This window comes from Paenibacillus sp. FSL F4-0122 (assembly GCF_038002845.1).
Taxonomy (GTDB): domain Bacteria; phylum Bacillota; class Bacilli; order Paenibacillales; family Paenibacillaceae; genus Paenibacillus_AQ; species Paenibacillus_AQ odorifer.
This window is the reverse complement of the sequence record NZ_JBBODI010000001.1, coordinates 4,209,576-4,226,321: the sequence shown is the minus strand read 5'-3', so window position 1 is coordinate 4,226,321 and position 16,746 is coordinate 4,209,576. Positions and strand designations below refer to the sequence as shown.

The 16,746-nt window shown below is 42.6% G+C and carries 9 protein-coding genes, 1 tRNA gene and 1 pseudogene; 5 read left to right on the top strand and 6 right to left on the bottom strand.

Annotated features, from left to right (window positions below; genetic code table 11):
• Nucleotides 1-166 precede the first annotated feature (166 nt).
• Nucleotides 167-573 (top strand): annotated as a pseudogene (infC, locus tag MHH49_RS18260) (translation initiation factor IF-3); the annotation flags it as partial.
• A gap of 649 nt (nt 574-1,222) precedes the next feature.
• Here infC and MHH49_RS18255 read toward each other — a convergent pair.
• The 5 genes from MHH49_RS18255 to MHH49_RS18235 all read right to left on the bottom strand — a co-directional run bounded on the left by MHH49_RS18255 (nt 1,223) and on the right by MHH49_RS18235 (nt 6,682).
• Complete coding sequence (locus tag MHH49_RS18255; RefSeq protein ID WP_076297430.1) at nt 1,223-2,815, bottom strand: sensor domain-containing diguanylate cyclase; 1,593 nt, start codon at nt 2,813-2,815, stop codon at nt 1,223-1,225.
• 1,014 nt (nt 2,816-3,829) lie between these two features.
• Nucleotides 3,830-4,744, bottom strand: a complete 915-nt coding sequence (locus MHH49_RS18250) for a phosphotransferase (RefSeq protein ID WP_341138374.1) — start codon at nt 4,742-4,744, stop codon at nt 3,830-3,832.
• Between the two features lie 202 nt (nt 4,745-4,946).
• Nucleotides 4,947-5,423, bottom strand: coding sequence for a GNAT family N-acetyltransferase (locus MHH49_RS18245; RefSeq protein WP_038572782.1), 477 nt, complete (start codon nt 5,421-5,423; stop codon nt 4,947-4,949).
• A 397-nt stretch (nt 5,424-5,820) separates the two neighbouring features.
• Nucleotides 5,821-6,459: a hypothetical protein gene (locus MHH49_RS18240; protein WP_076297431.1), complete on the bottom strand. Its 639-nt coding sequence runs from the start codon at nt 6,457-6,459 to the stop codon at nt 5,821-5,823.
• A gap of 137 nt (nt 6,460-6,596) precedes the next feature.
• Nucleotides 6,597-6,682 (bottom strand) — tRNA-Leu (locus MHH49_RS18235).
• Nucleotides 6,683-6,914: 232 nt separating this feature from the next.
• On the opposite strand from MHH49_RS18235, the gene MHH49_RS18230 reads away from it, so the two are divergent.
• The 4 genes from MHH49_RS18230 to MHH49_RS18210 are packed head-to-tail and all read left to right on the top strand — an operon-like array spanning nt 6,915 to nt 15,813.
• The gene (locus tag MHH49_RS18230) at nt 6,915-7,727 is read left to right on the top strand and encodes a ParA family protein (RefSeq protein ID WP_094901638.1); all 813 of its coding nucleotides are present in this window, start codon (nt 6,915-6,917) and stop codon (nt 7,725-7,727) included.
• A complete protein-coding gene (locus MHH49_RS18225) occupies nt 7,696-8,766 on the top strand; it encodes a ParB N-terminal domain-containing protein (RefSeq protein ID WP_341138373.1) in 1,071 nt (356 codons plus the stop codon). The genes MHH49_RS18230 and MHH49_RS18225 overlap by 32 nt, the downstream gene beginning before the upstream one ends.
• Nucleotides 8,750-9,205 (top strand): DUF6075 family protein, encoded by a 456-nt coding sequence (locus MHH49_RS18220; RefSeq protein WP_341138372.1) that lies wholly within the window; start codon nt 8,750-8,752, stop codon nt 9,203-9,205. Before MHH49_RS18225 ends, MHH49_RS18220 begins: the two co-directional genes overlap by 17 nt.
• A 44-nt stretch (nt 9,206-9,249) precedes the next feature.
• On the top strand, nt 9,250-15,813 hold the full coding sequence (locus MHH49_RS18210; RefSeq protein ID WP_445667557.1) for an N-6 DNA methylase: 6,564 nt from the start codon (nt 9,250-9,252) through the stop codon (nt 15,811-15,813).
• Nucleotides 15,814-15,859: 46 nt separating this feature from the next.
• On the opposite strand, the gene MHH49_RS18205 is transcribed toward MHH49_RS18210, so the two are convergent.
• The gene (locus MHH49_RS18205; protein ID WP_341138369.1) at nt 15,860-16,633 is read right to left on the bottom strand and encodes a hypothetical protein; all 774 of its coding nucleotides are present in this window, start codon (nt 16,631-16,633) and stop codon (nt 15,860-15,862) included.
• Nucleotides 16,634-16,746 lie beyond the last annotated feature (113 nt).

Genomic DNA, 16,746 nt, shown 5'->3' with positions numbered 1-16,746 from the left:
CAGTTAGATCCATTAAAGGAAATACATGATTTTATAATTGCCAAAGACTATGGGACCAACATCAATGTGCATTACTTACAAGTAGATAATTGAACCAAAATCATGTTCCATATATGATAGCTTTATCATTTTTTTCAAGAGAGGCTTCAGTTTTGTGACAATATAAATCAATGAACAGATAAGAGCATTGGAGGTGGTGTTGACTGGACTTAGTGGCGAGAAGCTCGGGGTCGCCTCCAGAGAGGAGGCGCTGGCAATGGCCCGTTCGCAAGGAGCATATTTGGTGTGCACCTCGCCGATGAGTAGCCTGCCGCCGTGCAGCCTGATGGCGAAAGACAAGGAAAAGCGGCGGCGTTCAAGGCGGATACCGGACGAATGTCCAGGTGAAACAGTAAAGAGAAGGTCAAGGAACTGCGCTTCACCGCGCATATCGAAGAACATAATGATGACACGAAGCTTTGCCAGGCAGACAAACATCTCCGCTCTGGCAAGCCGGTACAGTTGGTCGTTAGAGCATCGGGCGCAAAGGAAGCCACTGCCTCGAAGGCAGTACTGGAGCGTCTAGTGGCCGATGCGATGTACCTTAATTGAAAGAAAATGTGCGCAAAGAACAGTTAACTAAACCCCAAACTTATGATTTTCATCCCTAGCCGCGAAATATATGTTGGGTTTGTCTACTTATTTGAACCCTCAAATTTCGGAGCGTCACTGCCGGTTTCACGAATATCAACACTGGTGCGGATGTGGGTTGTGCAAATAATTTACCGCAAGGTGGAAAACAATATCTTACTAAACCGAATTCCAGCACCGCATATGGGGCTCAGGCGAGTACTTTCAGCACAATTGAATATGCGCAGATGAGTGTGGTTGACGGATAACTCCTCAAAACCCACCTACTAAGGCGGATTCTTCTAACTGCTCATATGATTCTGTTGAATCAGGGAAATGTTCACAAAGCATTGACGTGCTTGGTGTAATCAAAGATTGTATGTTCATTGAGGTTATTCGCTTTCTTCTAATTGATAAACTGTTTAATGCTCTTCCATTGTTGATAGTGCTGCCTTTAACTTTTGTTAAACGTATAACCATTAAAAAGTCTCCTTTACTGTTTAATCAGATACAGCAAAGGAGACTTATATACTTCTACGCAAATTCTGTATTCCTAAGGTTTTCACTATGATGCCGGGGACGTGGCAAGTACCGCATATTTCGAGCCATTGTTTCAAACATCAGCGACCATCGTCCGGTTTCTTCCCCTGCTCTTGGCCAGGTATAACGCTTGATCCGCCTTCTCCAGCAGCCCCTCCCGCTCCAATGCATGAATAGGATAATGGGCGATTCCTAGAGAGATCGTAACCTGTGTCGGGATTGGCCCCCTGCTTTGTTCCATTGCCCGCCGGACTCTTTCAGCTATGGTGAAGGCTTCCTCGGGTCTAGTGTGGGCTAGCAAGATGATGAACTCTTCACCGCCGTAGCGGTGGCAAACATCGTCTGGACGAAACGAGGTAACTATAACATTGGCTACATGTTTCAGCACTTCGTCGCCGATGAGATGGCCGTAGGTGTCGTTCACGAGTTTGAATTTGTCTACATCCAGCACAATGAGCGAAAACGGTTGTCCTGAGTCAATCCACTGACTCATCGTATACTCTAAGGATCTTCGGTTCATTAAACCGGTCAGAGCATCCGTCGTAGCCTCTTGGGTCAGTTGATCCGTCTGCTTCTGAATATCCGTCACGGCAAGCAACACAGCCTTGGTCAGCAGATCTGCCTCTCGGCTCCATTGCGGCTTCGCTTCTGGCAATTCAATCTTCTCCTTACCCATCCTGCTCACCAGATTTGCCAGGTACACAAAAGGCCGGGCCAGCTTGCGTGCTACGAGAATGACGCCCATCAGGAGTATAATGAACGGAAACAACGAATACCAGAGAATGGTCCGAAGGTGCCCCATCAGTTGATGATGGATGACACTAATCGGCGAAACGACCACAATTCCCCATCCGTTGGCTGGAACGCTGGAGTATCCGGCAAGCATTTCAACGTCACGGGTGTTACGCACTTGCTGTTCCCCACTCTCCCCATTCATGAGTTTCTGCACAACCTTGTTATTGCTAACATCCTCCCCAATGAGCTGCTTATCCGGGTGGTACAACAGATGCCCGCTTGAATCCACAATATAATAATAGGAGCCAGAATCGTCCACGTTATTATCGCCAAAAATCATAGACAAAATATTGTTCTCCTGCAGATAAAATGTGCCGCTCAAAATACCGCGATATATACCATTCTTGCTAAAAATCGGCTGACTCATAAAAACGATTAGTCTATTGGTGGTTTGGGTCATGTAGGGGGAGGATATGTAAGGTTTTTTTAGCGCCAAAGCTTCCAAACCGACCTTAGAAGTTATATGATTTCCTGCTGACCCCAAACTAGTCGGTACTACATTGCGGATCAGACCGTCGGCATTGAGCACGGCGATAGAATTGAAGTAATTGCTACTATTGCGCATCAGTTCCAAATTATCATTCACTTGCTTGGGCGTTAAGGTTTCGTCATCGGAGAGTGTCTCAGCACTGTATTCCAAACTGCTGCGCATGGACTGAAATAAGGAATCCATTGTTTTGGTCATTCGGTCAGCGTTGTAGTAATTCAGATGGAGCGTAGTCTCCATCAATGATTGTTTTTTGGACTCGTAAGAGCCAATCAGAAGAATGCTTGAAGTTAGTAGAACCACCAGCGTAACCAAGCCCGTAAGCAGCGATGTGAGACTGAGCTTTTTACTTTGACGCGGCTCGGCTCTTCTCAGTGTAAGCAAACTTTAACCCTCCTTGGTTCTTGAAAACTAGCTTAATCAATAATACAACAAATTAAGATGTTATTCGACAGTAATCAAAAGGCTCGGATCTCTCATACCACTGTGCTTACCGTTTGATATACGGCGGTTCATGAAATCTTCCATATTAAAAAACTCCTCTCCAGAGCTTGTGATTAGACAAGCACTGAAAAGGAGTGTTATCACCCTGATTCTGTGAGCTCGGATGTGATTCCAAGACACACAGAACCTTTAGTTTTTGACGGAAGCATTACTCAAGAAAAACAAAAAAACCTTGATTTCTCAAGGTTTTCACTGTGATGCCGAGGACGGGGGTCGAACCCGTACGGTACTCACGTACCGCAGGATTTTAAGACATGAGTTTTTATTGATATGATATGGAACTAAACTCAATAACCTAGTCATATCAAGGTCTCAACCCGTTCTTATATTGTTCTCATTTGGACTGGTTTCTACTGATTGACCTAGAGTCTGTCCCCAGTTCGTCCCCTGCGATTATTTAGAAAAACCTAGTTTTATAAAGATAAAAACACCGCTTATACTATAACCAGAGTTTTGATCCCTTGCAACAGAAATTAAAATCTGTGCAAGGGTTTTTATTAGTTTTTTTGGGATTAGTGCCTGGCCTGGTTAATATCTATCTGGTGTAATTTCTGCCGTACTTACTTTGCTCTCATTAATTTGCATATCTAATAAAATCCTAAATGTAATCTATCAATTACTTGAAACATGCTAAAATATCATTGGTTACCAGTGAAACGCAAAACCCCACCAGTATAATCACTGATGAGGCACATTTTTACAATCGTATCGGTTGGGTGTCTTATGTCTATATTGAGCTAACGTTTCCCGTTAGCGCAACGACTTACTCTGTTGGATTTCGTGTTCCTCAACATAAAGCGGTATCAGAGAAGGCGGATCGTACCTTATCGCGGCCTTTAAACGACAAAATGGTGCCGATAGCCATAGCCCCATAGCCGCAACGAAATAATGAGCCTAATCCGACAGTGCCCGCATGATGTTGGATTTCGCCTCTGCCGCAATTGCTTCATTCCCGTCATCGACCGCTTGCATTAAGATCAGTATGGGGATGTATACCGCGATTAGCCGCGCCAGCAGCTTCGTTTCCTCGTCCGCTCCTCCGTACGTTTCGAAAAACACGCCGCGAGCGTAAGGTGGTAAAAAGCTATAAGCAACGCTCAAATCGCAAGCCGGATGGCCTACGCTCAGATCGCCCCAATCAATGATGCCGGAAACGATCCCGTTCTCATTCACAAGCATATTTTTGAAATGAAGATCGCCATGTAGCAGTGCATTCACCGCCTCGACACGGTCCTTTTGCAGCCTGCTAATATACGCTTCGATCACACCGGACTCCTCCGGCGACAAGTGTTCAACCACCTTCGATAGAAATCCCTCCAATTTCACTTTGCGCGATGCTATGTCCGTCAAGTTTCGATGATCTTGCTGAACTTCGCACTTCAGCGCCGCCTGCACCGGAAACTCATGCAATCTCCGCAAAAATTTCGCCAGCGTCTCTGCCGATAAAGCCCGCCGTTCTTCCGTCAAACCGATTGGGAAATCTCCTAGCACGTAGGCATAGCCAAGAAATGGTGCCGGGTATTCGTCACTTGCTTCGCCATAAAACAACGGTTTCGGATAGGGGATGGTTATATATGCCTCCAGCTTTGGCAGCAGCTTCCCTTCCATACGAATCGAGCCAACTGCAATCTTTCTTCTTGGAAACCGGAACACGTACTCGTTACCGATGAGAAAAACCGTATTGTCCCAGCCCCAGCCCAGTCGCTTCACTTGCTTCGATGACAGCTGAGGGAATTGTCTGCCGATCAGCGTCCGCGCCTGCTCTTCGTTAACCTCCCACTCCGCATCCCATACATTCGTTCCTCCCATGAATTGTCGCCTCCTCGTTCCTTACGTTATTTAGATGTTTACATTCCCTAAAAGTTACGCATAACTGCCCGTTAGCTTAAATGAAAAAGCAGCCGGTTGTTTGAGCGGCTGCTTACATGTTTTTATTAAATTAACGTTTCCCATTAGCTTAATGATCATTTACTGATTCAGTACACAAGGGGCATTTGAAATTCCCCATATATTAGTTATCAAGTATTTTTTCCATTATCGCATTTCCATCATTGTTCTCAACTTCTTTATATTTTAGTTTTTTATATAGATTGTAGGCTGGTTCATTGAAATTAAATACACTAAGTCTGAGTTTTCTAATTCCTTTATCTTTGGCATCCTGCTCTATCAATTTCATAGTTTCAAATCCATATCCCTTATTTCTGTAATTTTGCTTAACCAAAAAATCACAAATGAATCCTGATGTATTCTCTTTTTCATACCAAATAAAACCAATTTTTTCTAAACTATGATTTATCATTACATATAAATAATTATTTTTTGTTGATAAACCCATCGGAAGTAGTTCATTGAATTCTTTTTCAGCACATTTATAAGCATCTTTATCGCTACTCATTTTAGATTTGATTAAATCTTTTGCATAGTCATTAACAGACCACTCTTTAAATTTTTCAAATTCATTTTCTGTCATATTTCGAATCTTTATCATTTATTAACCCCTATTCATTTAAATATCTCGTCCGTATTTTTTCACAAACACGAGTTGTATAAAAAGAAATTCCACTAAATAATCTTTTGCATAAGGCAACAAAATGTTGCGAATGAATTACTTTAAAAGTTTTTTGGGGCCGCTCTTTCAGATAATGTCATATTTACGAACTTCGTAAATAATTCCATATGTAGAGTATTCGCGAATTTATTGAGCCATCCTGCCCGAATCTAATTAGCTTTTCGTTCATCCTCAATTCCAAACAGTACAACAGATGCTTGCCCCACTGGATTTAACTCTATTTTTCACACTTCTTCTGTAAGGCTATTCCAAGCTATTTAACTTATTGATTACATTCTGAAGTCCCTATTTTGTTGACTTCTTGAAACAGAAAATTTCAAATTACTACTCCTAGTTTTGAGAGAATCCGATCCATTTCATCAAAATGTTCTTTGTCGCTTGAAGCAAAAATCAAATTAAAACTATCGTCATTATTCATCACCGTTATTATGCTGTCATCGTAATTCCCATAAAATTCGATGCCAATCCAATGCCGAAAGGAAATATCTTTGTTTTTAAAATTTTCACGAATAAAATCCAAGTCGGTTTGTTCAATGGAATAAAACGATTCACAGCCGTATTCAAGAGCGAATACGGTTTGCAAATAGGCCATCGCATGAAAAAAATCGGTCAATGCTTCAAATTCCATTTTCCATACCTTTTCATCGCAACTCATATAGACAGGGGGATTGGACCTGGATAAATCGTTCCTATGGATTCCCCAGACACAGGCACGCTGATTCTCGCAATAAAAAATTAAATATTCGCTATGCTTGAAGTATTGGAATTGCTCGGGTTTGATCAAACTATCTTGCGTATGATTCAGCCGCTCGTCTTTACCGAGTTCCAAATAATAATCTATAAACACCTGGGGCAATTCACCGAAATTATTTTTAATGGTTTGTATCTCATCATGACTAAACCCGTTTCGTTTCGTAATATGAAACAGCTTTTTAATCATTGTAAAATCAGTCATCCGCATCACACCTTATCCTTGTATAATTTGCTATCGATTGACTTAATTTGTCCAATATTATCATCCTTTGTTAAGGAATTTTTTCCGAAACCAATAAAAAACAAAAAAACCTTGATTTCTCAAGGTTTTCACTGTGATGCCGAGGACGGGGGTCGAACCCGTACGGTACTCACGTACCGCAGGATTTTAAGTCCCAGAAGTCATTTGGACTTTAACCCCCTGCAGAGGAATATAAGGGAACCTACAATCCGCAAAAAGCCTTGTAGAATCAAGGATTTTTACGGTTTTTCGTGTTTTCCTTAGAGCCACAAGGGTTTCCGGCAACAAGTAACAGAAAGAGCAAATTTAGCCTTTGGAGAGAACTGCGAGAGAACTCGGAGAGAAAAATGAGAGAACCAGCCCGCTCCCTACCATTGACAATATGTTCGGAGCAAACCTCCGGGGAGGTTTTTACAATGACACAAACAACCGTTATCACCATTGCCAATCAGAAAGGTGGCACAGGTAAGACTACCACCGCCTACAATCTGGCGTGCGCCTTGTCCTATGAAGATAAAAAAGTGCTGCTGGTTGATTTCGACCCACAAGGCAATCTGAGCATGTGCTTTGGAATCGAGAATCCAGATCAGCTTAAGTTTTCAATGTTCAATATTATGAACGCCCTCATGAGCGACGAACCACTGCCGGCTCCTGAAGAATACATTCATAATCATGGCAATATAGACCTCATCCCAAGCAACATAGAACTATCCGTTGCTGAGATTAATTTAAGAGATGAAATGGGTGGTGAAAAGACTCTCACCACATTATTGGAATCCATGAAGCAAAGATATGACTATATCATTATAGACACAAATCCCTCTCTTGGTCTACTAACGATAAACGCCCTTGCTGCCAGTGACAGTGTGTTAATTCCGGTAAACCCTCAACTGTGGTCAGCAACAGGCCTAACTCAGCTTCTGAAAATTATCATTAAGGTGAAGAAACGAATTAATCCGCGAATCACCATTGAGGGCATTCTAATGACTATGTGTGATCCTCGCACCAATTTATACAAGGAAGCTTACAAATTGGTTCAAGACTACTACGGAGAAATCATCCGCATCTTTACATCACAAATCCCTCTCTCAGTTAAAGTCGGAGAAGCCAACTTTTATAGTCAAGGCTTAATGACTTATTTGCCTAAATCAAAGGTAACAGCAGCTTATCAAAATCTGGCAAAGGAGCTGATGCAACATGAATATGCCCAAGCCACGAATCACTCCTAAGCTAGGAAGTATTGATGAACTCCTGAAACTCTCAGAGAAGACACCTCACGAATCAGAATCTCCTTCTTCGAAGGGAATTATTCAATCTATTCCTATCTATAAAATCAGATTTTTTAAAGACCATCCCTTCCATTTATATGAAGGTGAGCGACTGGCCGATATGGTTGACAGCATTTCAACTAACGGCCTACTTGTCCCGGTTATCATTCGAAGAATTGAACCAGATGAGTCCGGCCATGAGTACGAGATGTTGTCAGGACATAATCGTATGAACGCTGCACTCCTTGTTGGCTTAGAGCAGCTTCCTTCTATTATTAAAGAGCATTTATCTGATGAAGAAGCACTGCTATATGTTGTGGAGACTAATGTGCTTCAGCGTTCCTTTAGCGAAATGCTGCCTTCCGAAAAAGCAAAAGTATTATCTTTACGGCATTCAGAAATGTTCTCACAAGGAAAACGAAACGATATCATCGATGAGCTAAAAAGATTAGAAGACCCACAATACAACAAGGAAAATGAAACTTCTGCCCCAATGGGGCAGAGGCCAACCAGCCGGGATAAGGTTGCTCAAGAATATGGATTATCCAAAAACTCTGTCTCCAGGCTACTGCGAATTGATAAACTGATTCCCGGATTAAAACAGCGTGTCGATGCCAATGAGCTACCGTTACGCTGTGCCGTTCACCTGTCTTATTTATCAGAAGGTGAGCAATCCATAATCGAACAATCTATTGCCGACAATGGTTTTAAGTTGGATATGAAAAAGTCAGAGCTTTTGCAGGGTTACTCCGGCAGGCTCAGCACAGAGCAAACCTACAAAATATTATCAGGTGAGGCAACTCGAAAGCCGCGTAACCAAACACCACCGCCATTCAAATTGAAGCATAAAGTCTTTGCCAAATATTTTACCAGCCAAAGCAAAGCTTCTGAGATCGAGCAGATTATCGACAAGGCCCTTGAAATGTATTTTTCCCATCAACAACAATACGCTTCAGCCCAAAATGATAAGGAGGCCGATGAACATGAGCCCGAACTTTAAAGATATAGAGCATGAGCAATTCTATGAAGGCAATCTGCGAATGGTCAATATACCGCAAGATTCGTACCATAAATCTTTGTTCTACACATTGGGCCTATCACCACAAACGCGCCAGCATATTAAAGATCTTTACGACCATCAAGATAACTGTATCCGACTGGAAGGATTGCAAGAGGGCTGGCAAACCGGCACAACCTTGAAAATCACCCGACTGGCCTTTAATTTGTTCAACGGCTTTACCGGTGATAGCGAATTGAATCCTGACCGTCCTCGGAATTACAGCCCATACTTTTTGTTTGATACAAACCTGATGCCTTACTTTTTTGAATCCATTAAGTTGCGGTATTCAGAGTATACTCACTCCTTTGATCAGTCATCCCTCCCGTTCTCCCTGCTGGATGCTAAAGACATGCTGGGCTTTTATGAACAGGAAATCTAACTCTACTCCTCCCTATCCCAGTTCCAAAGAAAGGAGAGCCAGTCATGAGCCGTATGGATCAACTGCGAGATCTTTACTCATCTGCTATTGCAAACATTACTCACAGCGCAGAAGCTTGGCGTGACTACTTAGAATTTGCAGCATCAATCTACAAGTATTCCTTTGATAACACTTTGCTTATCTATACGCAACGCCCGGACGCCTCCATGCTGGCTCCCTTATCTCTGTGGAATCAACTGGGGAGGTACGTTCGCAAAGGTGAAAAGAGTGTCGCAGTTTGCGACTTCACATCGGAAAATAGCCCTTCTTTGACCTACCTGTTTGACGTATCACAGACGACAGGTAAGAACACTCCACAGCTTTGGAATTTGAATCAGGTGGACACAGATGAGCTTGCCGGAAGACTTACTTCTTACGATTCACTGAATTTACCTGAGGCTATTTCTCAGATGACGCATTCAGCTGTTCTTACTTCGTTAGACGATTGGCTACAGGATATCGAACTTGATATCAAGGATCATTTCTTAGGAACAGTCCCACTTCAAGGTCTGGAACAACACATCGGAGATTTAGTTAAGGACAGTCTTCGCTATCTTATTCATCAGCGCTGCCAGTTATCTGAACCCGACAATGTAGACTTTACCACCATAACTCATTTTCATACGCTCCCATTGGCGGCGAGGTTAGGCAACCAAATCAATGTTCTAGCCCGCAGCCTGCTAGGAGATATTGCTCGATACATTAAAATTATGGAAGCAGAAAGGAGTTTGCAAAATGAACAATCCGAACAGCCCGAACCTGACGTATCGCGAAATCGACGGTCTGCTGTATCCCAACTTGAACATTTCGAACGAAGCCAAGGTAGACCAGCAGCCTTTGGGCAGGTACGGCCGGATGGCAATGAGTTATCTTCGGGACAATCATCCACAGCGTTTCCAGATTCTCATGATGCAAGGCATCCTCATGGAGACGATACACAACGTCGAGCAGGAAGCGCTGGAACGGATGGAGCAACTGACCGAGCAGCTACTCCACCTTCGACCGATGCCAAAGACCGACGATACGCTGGAACGGACACGACACCTCAATCAGATCAAATCGACAGCAGAAGAATTGGTCTTGAACGACATCTTGCTGAAACCGAGATAACCGAATCCATCGTCACTTCCACCAGATCAGAACCGCCACATAGCGGTTCTTTTTTTATGCCCAGTACTTCTTCTGATTTGTCTCACGGCCAAACTGGAGAAGAAATGCTCATCTTTCTGTTATCCAGCGGAAAAGGTGTTGAATCCAGAAAGCAGCACATCTATCAGTTTGTGGTTGAGCATCATCCAGTAAAGTCTGCCGATCTGATTGCATATCTAAAACCGTTATATGGCATAAGTGGTGCTAGAGGCGAATTCGAGTATGGATTGATCGGTTATATGTACGATGGAAAAGGCGTTACGATTGATTGGAATGACTCAAGAGGATCTCATAACGAGCACTTTAAATGGAAGAAAATCAGTGACACTCTTCTTCAGTTAATTGCTGAAGGAAATTACGATGCAGTGTTGCCTCCCCTTCCTTCAACTGAGCCTGAATTGACATTATTTGATTTTGCCGAACAATCTTCTATGGAAGATGCAACTCCAAACGATGAAATACCAAACAGCCCTCTAGCCTTAAATAAGGATAGCAGTATTCCTCTGGATGAAGAATCAAAGAGTGAAGCTCAGCCTATCTCCTTGCCAATCCCTGCAATAAATTATCGTTTTTATGCTGATCACTCCCCTTATGTATCAGGCCCTAAGAGCAAATATAAGCGCAACGTAGAAGCCATACAGTTACTTAAGCAGTTGGAAAGTGAACAGCAGCAGGCAAACCCGAAACAACAACATATTTTAGCCGGTTACGTGGGCTGGGGTGGCCTAGCGAATGCTTTCCACCCTTCAGCCAAAGGCTGGGAAAATGAATATGCTGAGCTGAAGCAATTACTGGATGAAGAAGAGTATGCAGCTGCCCGCAATTCAACAATTACCGCCTTCTATACAGAACAAGCGATTATCCAAACTATCCATGCTACCTTTCAGCGTTTCGGTTTATCGGAAGGAACAGGGCGACGCATATTGGATCCTGCGATGGGCAGCGGTAACTTTTTCTCCGTACTCCCCACGGATTGGGAGAACGCGGAGTTGCACGGCGTGGAATTAGACTCAGTTACCGGCCGAATTGCTCGTCAGCTTTACCCTACTGCATCTATACACCTACAAGGCTTCGAGAGCGTAGATTGGCGCGAAATGCGCTTTGATGCTATGTTTTCGAACATTCCGTTTCATAATATCCGTATTCATGATCGCCGCTTTACCAGTAGTCATCTTATCCATGATTACTTTTTTCTCCGCTCTTTGGAATTACTCAAGCCAGGTGGCATGCTAGCCTATATCGTTAGTAAGGGAACCATGGATAAACAGGATTCAACAGTTCGCCAGCTCATTGCTCAACAAGCCGAATTGATTGGTATGGTGCGATTGCCAAACACCACCTTTCAATCCCTTGCGGGTACTACAGTTACAACGGATATCGTGTTTCTGCAGAAACGTGAAGCCTCCCTTCTCTTCTCCCAAGAAGAACTGCCTGAATGGGTTAATATTGGTGAGACCTCCGACGGTATTCCTGTTAATCGCTATTATCTTTCCCATCCCGATATGATGCTCGGAAAGATGCAGTGGGATCGAGGTATGTACGGCGCAGAAAAATCTAGCGCATGTATCCCAGATGAAGAACAAATTCTGCTTCCTACTCTACAGCAAGCGCTTGGATCCCTGCAGGCTAACTTCCCTAAATTGGTTGGTCATTCAACTGAACAGTCTCTAAACAGGCTCTCTCCTCTTTGGGAAGAGGACGAAGAACCAGCCAGCAGAAAAGTTCCACCGGGAACCAAAAATTACACGTTCATCGAAGACCAAGGTCAGCTCTTCTACTGCGAGAATGGATTACTTCTGCCGCAAAATATTCAGGGAAAAAAGGCAGACCGTATAAAAGGATTATGCAGTATACGCCAAGCTCTGATTGATGTTATTAATATTCAATCCCGAGAGTATGGATATGAACTCCCAGAACTACAACAAGCCCAATCTCATCTTAATAATGTTTATGACCGCTTCGTTCAGCAACACGGTTATATTAATGATCGGGCGAATACCTCTGCTTTTGCCGATGATGATCAACTGCCACTTCTTCGATCCATTGAGGATCTTACACCAGAGAAAACCTGGAGCAAAGCCGCGATATTCACCCGGCCAACCATTAGAATTAATGCACTGCCTGAGCATACTGACAATCCATTGGAAGCAATGCAAATATGCTTGAATCACCGTTTACGAATCGACCTCGCCTACATTGCCCATCTGTGTAACCAGAGTATTACTGAAGTAAAAGAAGCCCTTGGGGAACGAATTTATCTGAATCCTCAAAAGTATAGTGGCGATGAAGAAGAAGGTTGGGAACTTGATGAGGAATACTTATCCGGTAATGTCCGGGATAAGTTGTCTTATGCAACACTAAAGGCACAAGAGCATCCCGACTTGTTTCAACGAAATGTAGAGGCTCTAGCCCGTGTGCAGCCGGCCCCCTTGTTGCCCGGCGACATTGATTTTCGTATCGGTAGTCCATGGATTCCAGTTCGTTACTACCGGGAATTCATATATGAGACTTTTGAGACCTCCCAAGTGCTGCGAAATTCGCAGACTGTAGATGTAAATTATTTAGAATTCACTAACACATGGCGTGTCTCCGGGAAAAACATCGAACCGGGCTCCATCAAGATCAATCAAACCTTTGGTACGAGACGAGCAAATGCTTATGAGATTTATGAAAGCAGCTTGAATCTTCAAAGCATTACAATACGCGACCCCGTTACCTATTTAGATGCAAGCGGTAACGAGCAAGTTAAGTATGTTGTTAATGCCAAAGAAACGATGATTGCCCGTGCCAAACAGCAGCAGATGAAAGAGGCCTTTGCTTCCTGGCTATTTCGAGATAAGACTAGAGCAGATACTCTACTCTCGATCTATAACGAAAAGTTTAATACAATTCGCCCGCGAGCTTATAGTGGTGATCATCTCGTTTTCCAGGCGATGAATGAAGAAATGAGTCTACGAAAACACCAAAAGGATGTAGCAGCTCGAATTATTTATTCAGGGACTGCACTCATGGCGCATGAAGTTGGTGCTGGAAAAACAGCTGCAATGATTGCCTCCGGGATGTATCTCAAACGAATGGGAGCGATTCACAAGCCGCTATATTGTGTTCCTAACCACCTTACCGAACAATGGGCAAACGAATTCTTACGCTTTTTCCCCAGCGCTAACATTCTGGTAACTACCAAAAAGGATTTTGCGCTATCCAATCGCCAGCGTTTTGTATCCCGCATTGCTATGGGCGAGTACGATGCAATTATCATTGGTCACAGCCAATTTGAGAAGATCCCGATCTCCCGGGAGCGACAGGAAAAGCTCTTACAGAACGAAATCAGCAATGTTTCCCAAACGATTAACCAAATCAAAAAAGAAAAAGGCGACAACTGGAGTATCAAGCAAATGGTTGTTTTTGAGAACAACCTCAAATCTCGATTAGAACGCTTAACCAACGAAAGTAAAAAAGATGATCTACTTACCTTCGAACAGCTTGGTGTAGATATGCTTTTTGTCGATGAAGCTCATGCTTACAAAAACTGCTTCACTTTTACGAAGATGCGTAACGTTGCCGGCATTGGTAAATCTAGTAGTCAACGGGCAACCGATATGCTGCTCAAATGCCAGTATCTGCAGGAAATGAACCAAGGCCGGGGCGTTGTGTTCGCCACCGGTACACCAATAAGCAACAGTATGTCCGAGATGTACGTTATGCAGCGTTATCTTCAGCCCCGCCTTTTGCAAAGGCTAGGTTTGGACTTTTTTGACAACTGGGCAGCAACATTTGGTGAGGTTGTCTCCTCTCTCGAAATCACCCCAGAAGGCAGCGGTTATCGGATGAAGTCTCGGTTTGCCAAGTTTCACAATTTACCGGAACTCATGAGCATATTTCGACTCGTTGCTGACATTCAAACTGCTGATATGCTCAGTCTGCCCACACCAAAATTAGTCGGTGATAAGGCAACCATCTTCGTCAGTGAATGCTCTCCTTTTCAGCAGAAAATGATGGATGAATTCGTAGAGCGTGCCGAGAAAATCCGCAATAACGATGTGGATGCTAGCGAAGACAATATGCTAAAGCTTACACATGAAGCAAAGCTGATGTCTATCGACCCTCGTTTAGTCCATGAAGATGCTCCGACCGAAATTGAATCTAAGCTGAACCGATGCATCGAGAATGTCTTTGATATCTGGAATGAAACACAAGCTGAGCAATCAACTCAAGTCATTTTTAGTGATAGTGGTACACCAAAGCCCGGACGATTTAACGTTTATGATGAAATCAAAACACAATTGCTCCAGCGTGGCATACCGAAACATGAAATAGCGTTTATCCATGATGCTAATACCGATGCGGCAAGGGAAGCCTTATTTGAACAGGTCCGCCGCGGCGAAGTACGTGTGTTGCTAGGCTCTACGCAAAAAATGGGTACTGGCACCAATGTACAAAGTCGGCTTGTCGCTGCACATCATTTGGATTGCCCTTGGCGTCCTTCGGACATTACCCAACGCGACGGCCGAATCTTACGGCAAGGCAATATGAACGAGGTAGTACAGATTTTCCGCTATGTTACCAAGGGCACATTCGACTCTTATCTGTGGCAAATTCAAGAGCAAAAACTGAGCTACATCTCCCAGGTAATGACCGGCAAGAGCATTTCCCGCTCCTGCCAGGATGCTGATGAGACCGTACTATCTGCCGCAGAAGTAAAAGCCATCGCCGTTGGTAATCCTATGCTGGCTGAGAAAATGGAGGTCGATAATGAAGTGATGCGGCTAAAGATGCTGAAGACGAACTGGCAGAATGAGCAGGCGATGTTGGAACAACGTATACACAATCAGTATCCTATCATGCTCGAGAAGTATGAGGAGAAAATTCAGAAACTCCAAGCAGATATCAAAGTAGTAGAACAAAATAATCAACCGAATTTTATGATTCAGCTGGATGGAAAGCATTATGAGGAACGAACACAAGCCGGGGAAATACTTCTTCTTTTAGCCAAATTAACTGAGAGTGATCAGCCTACTAAAGTTATTGGTCAGTTTCGGGGTCTTCCACTCTCCCTGTTCCGTTCAATTTATGATAACGTCCATATAAGAGTCCAAGGGGTAGAAACACACTCTGCAGAGCTTGGAGGATCAACACTTGGGAATATCTCTCGCCTCGAAAACATGATCGAGAGGTTGCCTTCTTTGCTTCAAGACAAAATACAGCATAAGAATGAGACGCTAGAGCAGCTTACTGCAGCACAAAAGGAATTTGGTAAGCCGTTTGAGCTGGAATACCAACTTCAGCAACTTGTCGCTCGACAATCGGAGATAAATTCAAAACTGGAATTTAAAGAACTGCAAGGACAGGAATTAATATCTGAAGAATCTAATATGGATAATGCACCTGACGATCTTAATCTCGAAGAACCAGAAGTATAGCATATAATTAAATATTATTTTTAACTATATGAGTTAGTTTATAAAATTAATGTCCTAGTAAAAGTCTCCGGTATTTGAGTATTGTTTCTTTTGTTTTTTTCTTCAAGCTCTTCACAAGCTTACTTTCACGCCTGTTCTTTTTAATAATCATTTCCTTAAACATCATCATAAATCCAAAAAATGCAATACTAATGATAACTAATGTTATTGAATAATAAATATTCCACCAAACAGGAAACCATTCAACTGGGGAAATTAATTGTGCCACAGTAAAATAAAGAATAATAATACTACTCCAAAAAGCAAAAACTGATAAATGATATATAACTCTGAACAAATTTGCAAATATCACAAAAAAAGGATTAGTGAAGGTATCACTAATAAATTGCTTATGATCTTCATAGATAGTATCGTGAGCATTCCAGTATTCATCTTCTATCATTGAAAAGAGTTCTGTTACCATTTTAAATAGTTCATGCTCGTTAATACGATTCTCTTCTTGTTTATACTTTAAATGAATTTTTAAAAAGTTGTAAAAGTATTCAAGCAAATATGATGAAGCAAGTAACCGGATTTTTGAATTTTTCCCCGAGTACTCTTGAACAAAATTATCAATAAGCCTTATCTTTTCTTCCTTCCCTTCCGTCGCTTCAATCAGAGATAATTCCACATACATCAGTGAATAAACCTCGTTATAACTTACACTTAACTCTTTTAAAAATGTTTCTCTTTTTTTGGCCCGATGATTAAACTGATACCCTATATAAGCTGTGACTAAGGCCACAATTATTACCGATATATCTAATCCCCATATTTTCATCTCTTAGCCTCCATGCGATCTAAAATCTTGTTCTTAAAGTGGTACTATTTTGTACATCTCTTTAGGCAAAATCACCACTATTTTCAAATGTTTATTAGTCTCACATTGATAGA

What these genes read in the sequence shown, in the direction of transcription:
- MHH49_RS18250 (WP_341138374.1), bottom strand. Translation starts at nt 4,744, where the DNA reads ATGGGAGGAACGAATGTATGGGATGCGGAGTGGGAGGTTAACGAAGAG.
- MHH49_RS18245 (WP_038572782.1), bottom strand. Translation starts at nt 5,423, where the DNA reads ATGATAAAGATTCGAAATATGACAGAAAATGAATTTGAAAAATTTAAA.
- MHH49_RS18240 (WP_076297431.1), bottom strand. Translation starts at nt 6,459, where the DNA reads ATGACTGATTTTACAATGATTAAAAAGCTGTTTCATATTACGAAACGA.
- MHH49_RS18230 (WP_094901638.1), top strand. Translation starts at nt 6,915, where the DNA reads ATGACACAAACAACCGTTATCACCATTGCCAATCAGAAAGGTGGCACA.
- MHH49_RS18225 (WP_341138373.1), top strand. Translation starts at nt 7,696, where the DNA reads ATGAATATGCCCAAGCCACGAATCACTCCTAAGCTAGGAAGTATTGAT.
- MHH49_RS18220 (WP_341138372.1), top strand. Translation starts at nt 8,750, where the DNA reads ATGAGCCCGAACTTTAAAGATATAGAGCATGAGCAATTCTATGAAGGC.
- MHH49_RS18210 (WP_445667557.1), top strand. Translation starts at nt 9,250, where the DNA reads ATGAGCCGTATGGATCAACTGCGAGATCTTTACTCATCTGCTATTGCA.
- MHH49_RS18205 (WP_341138369.1), bottom strand. Translation starts at nt 16,633, where the DNA reads ATGAAAATATGGGGATTAGATATATCGGTAATAATTGTGGCCTTAGTC.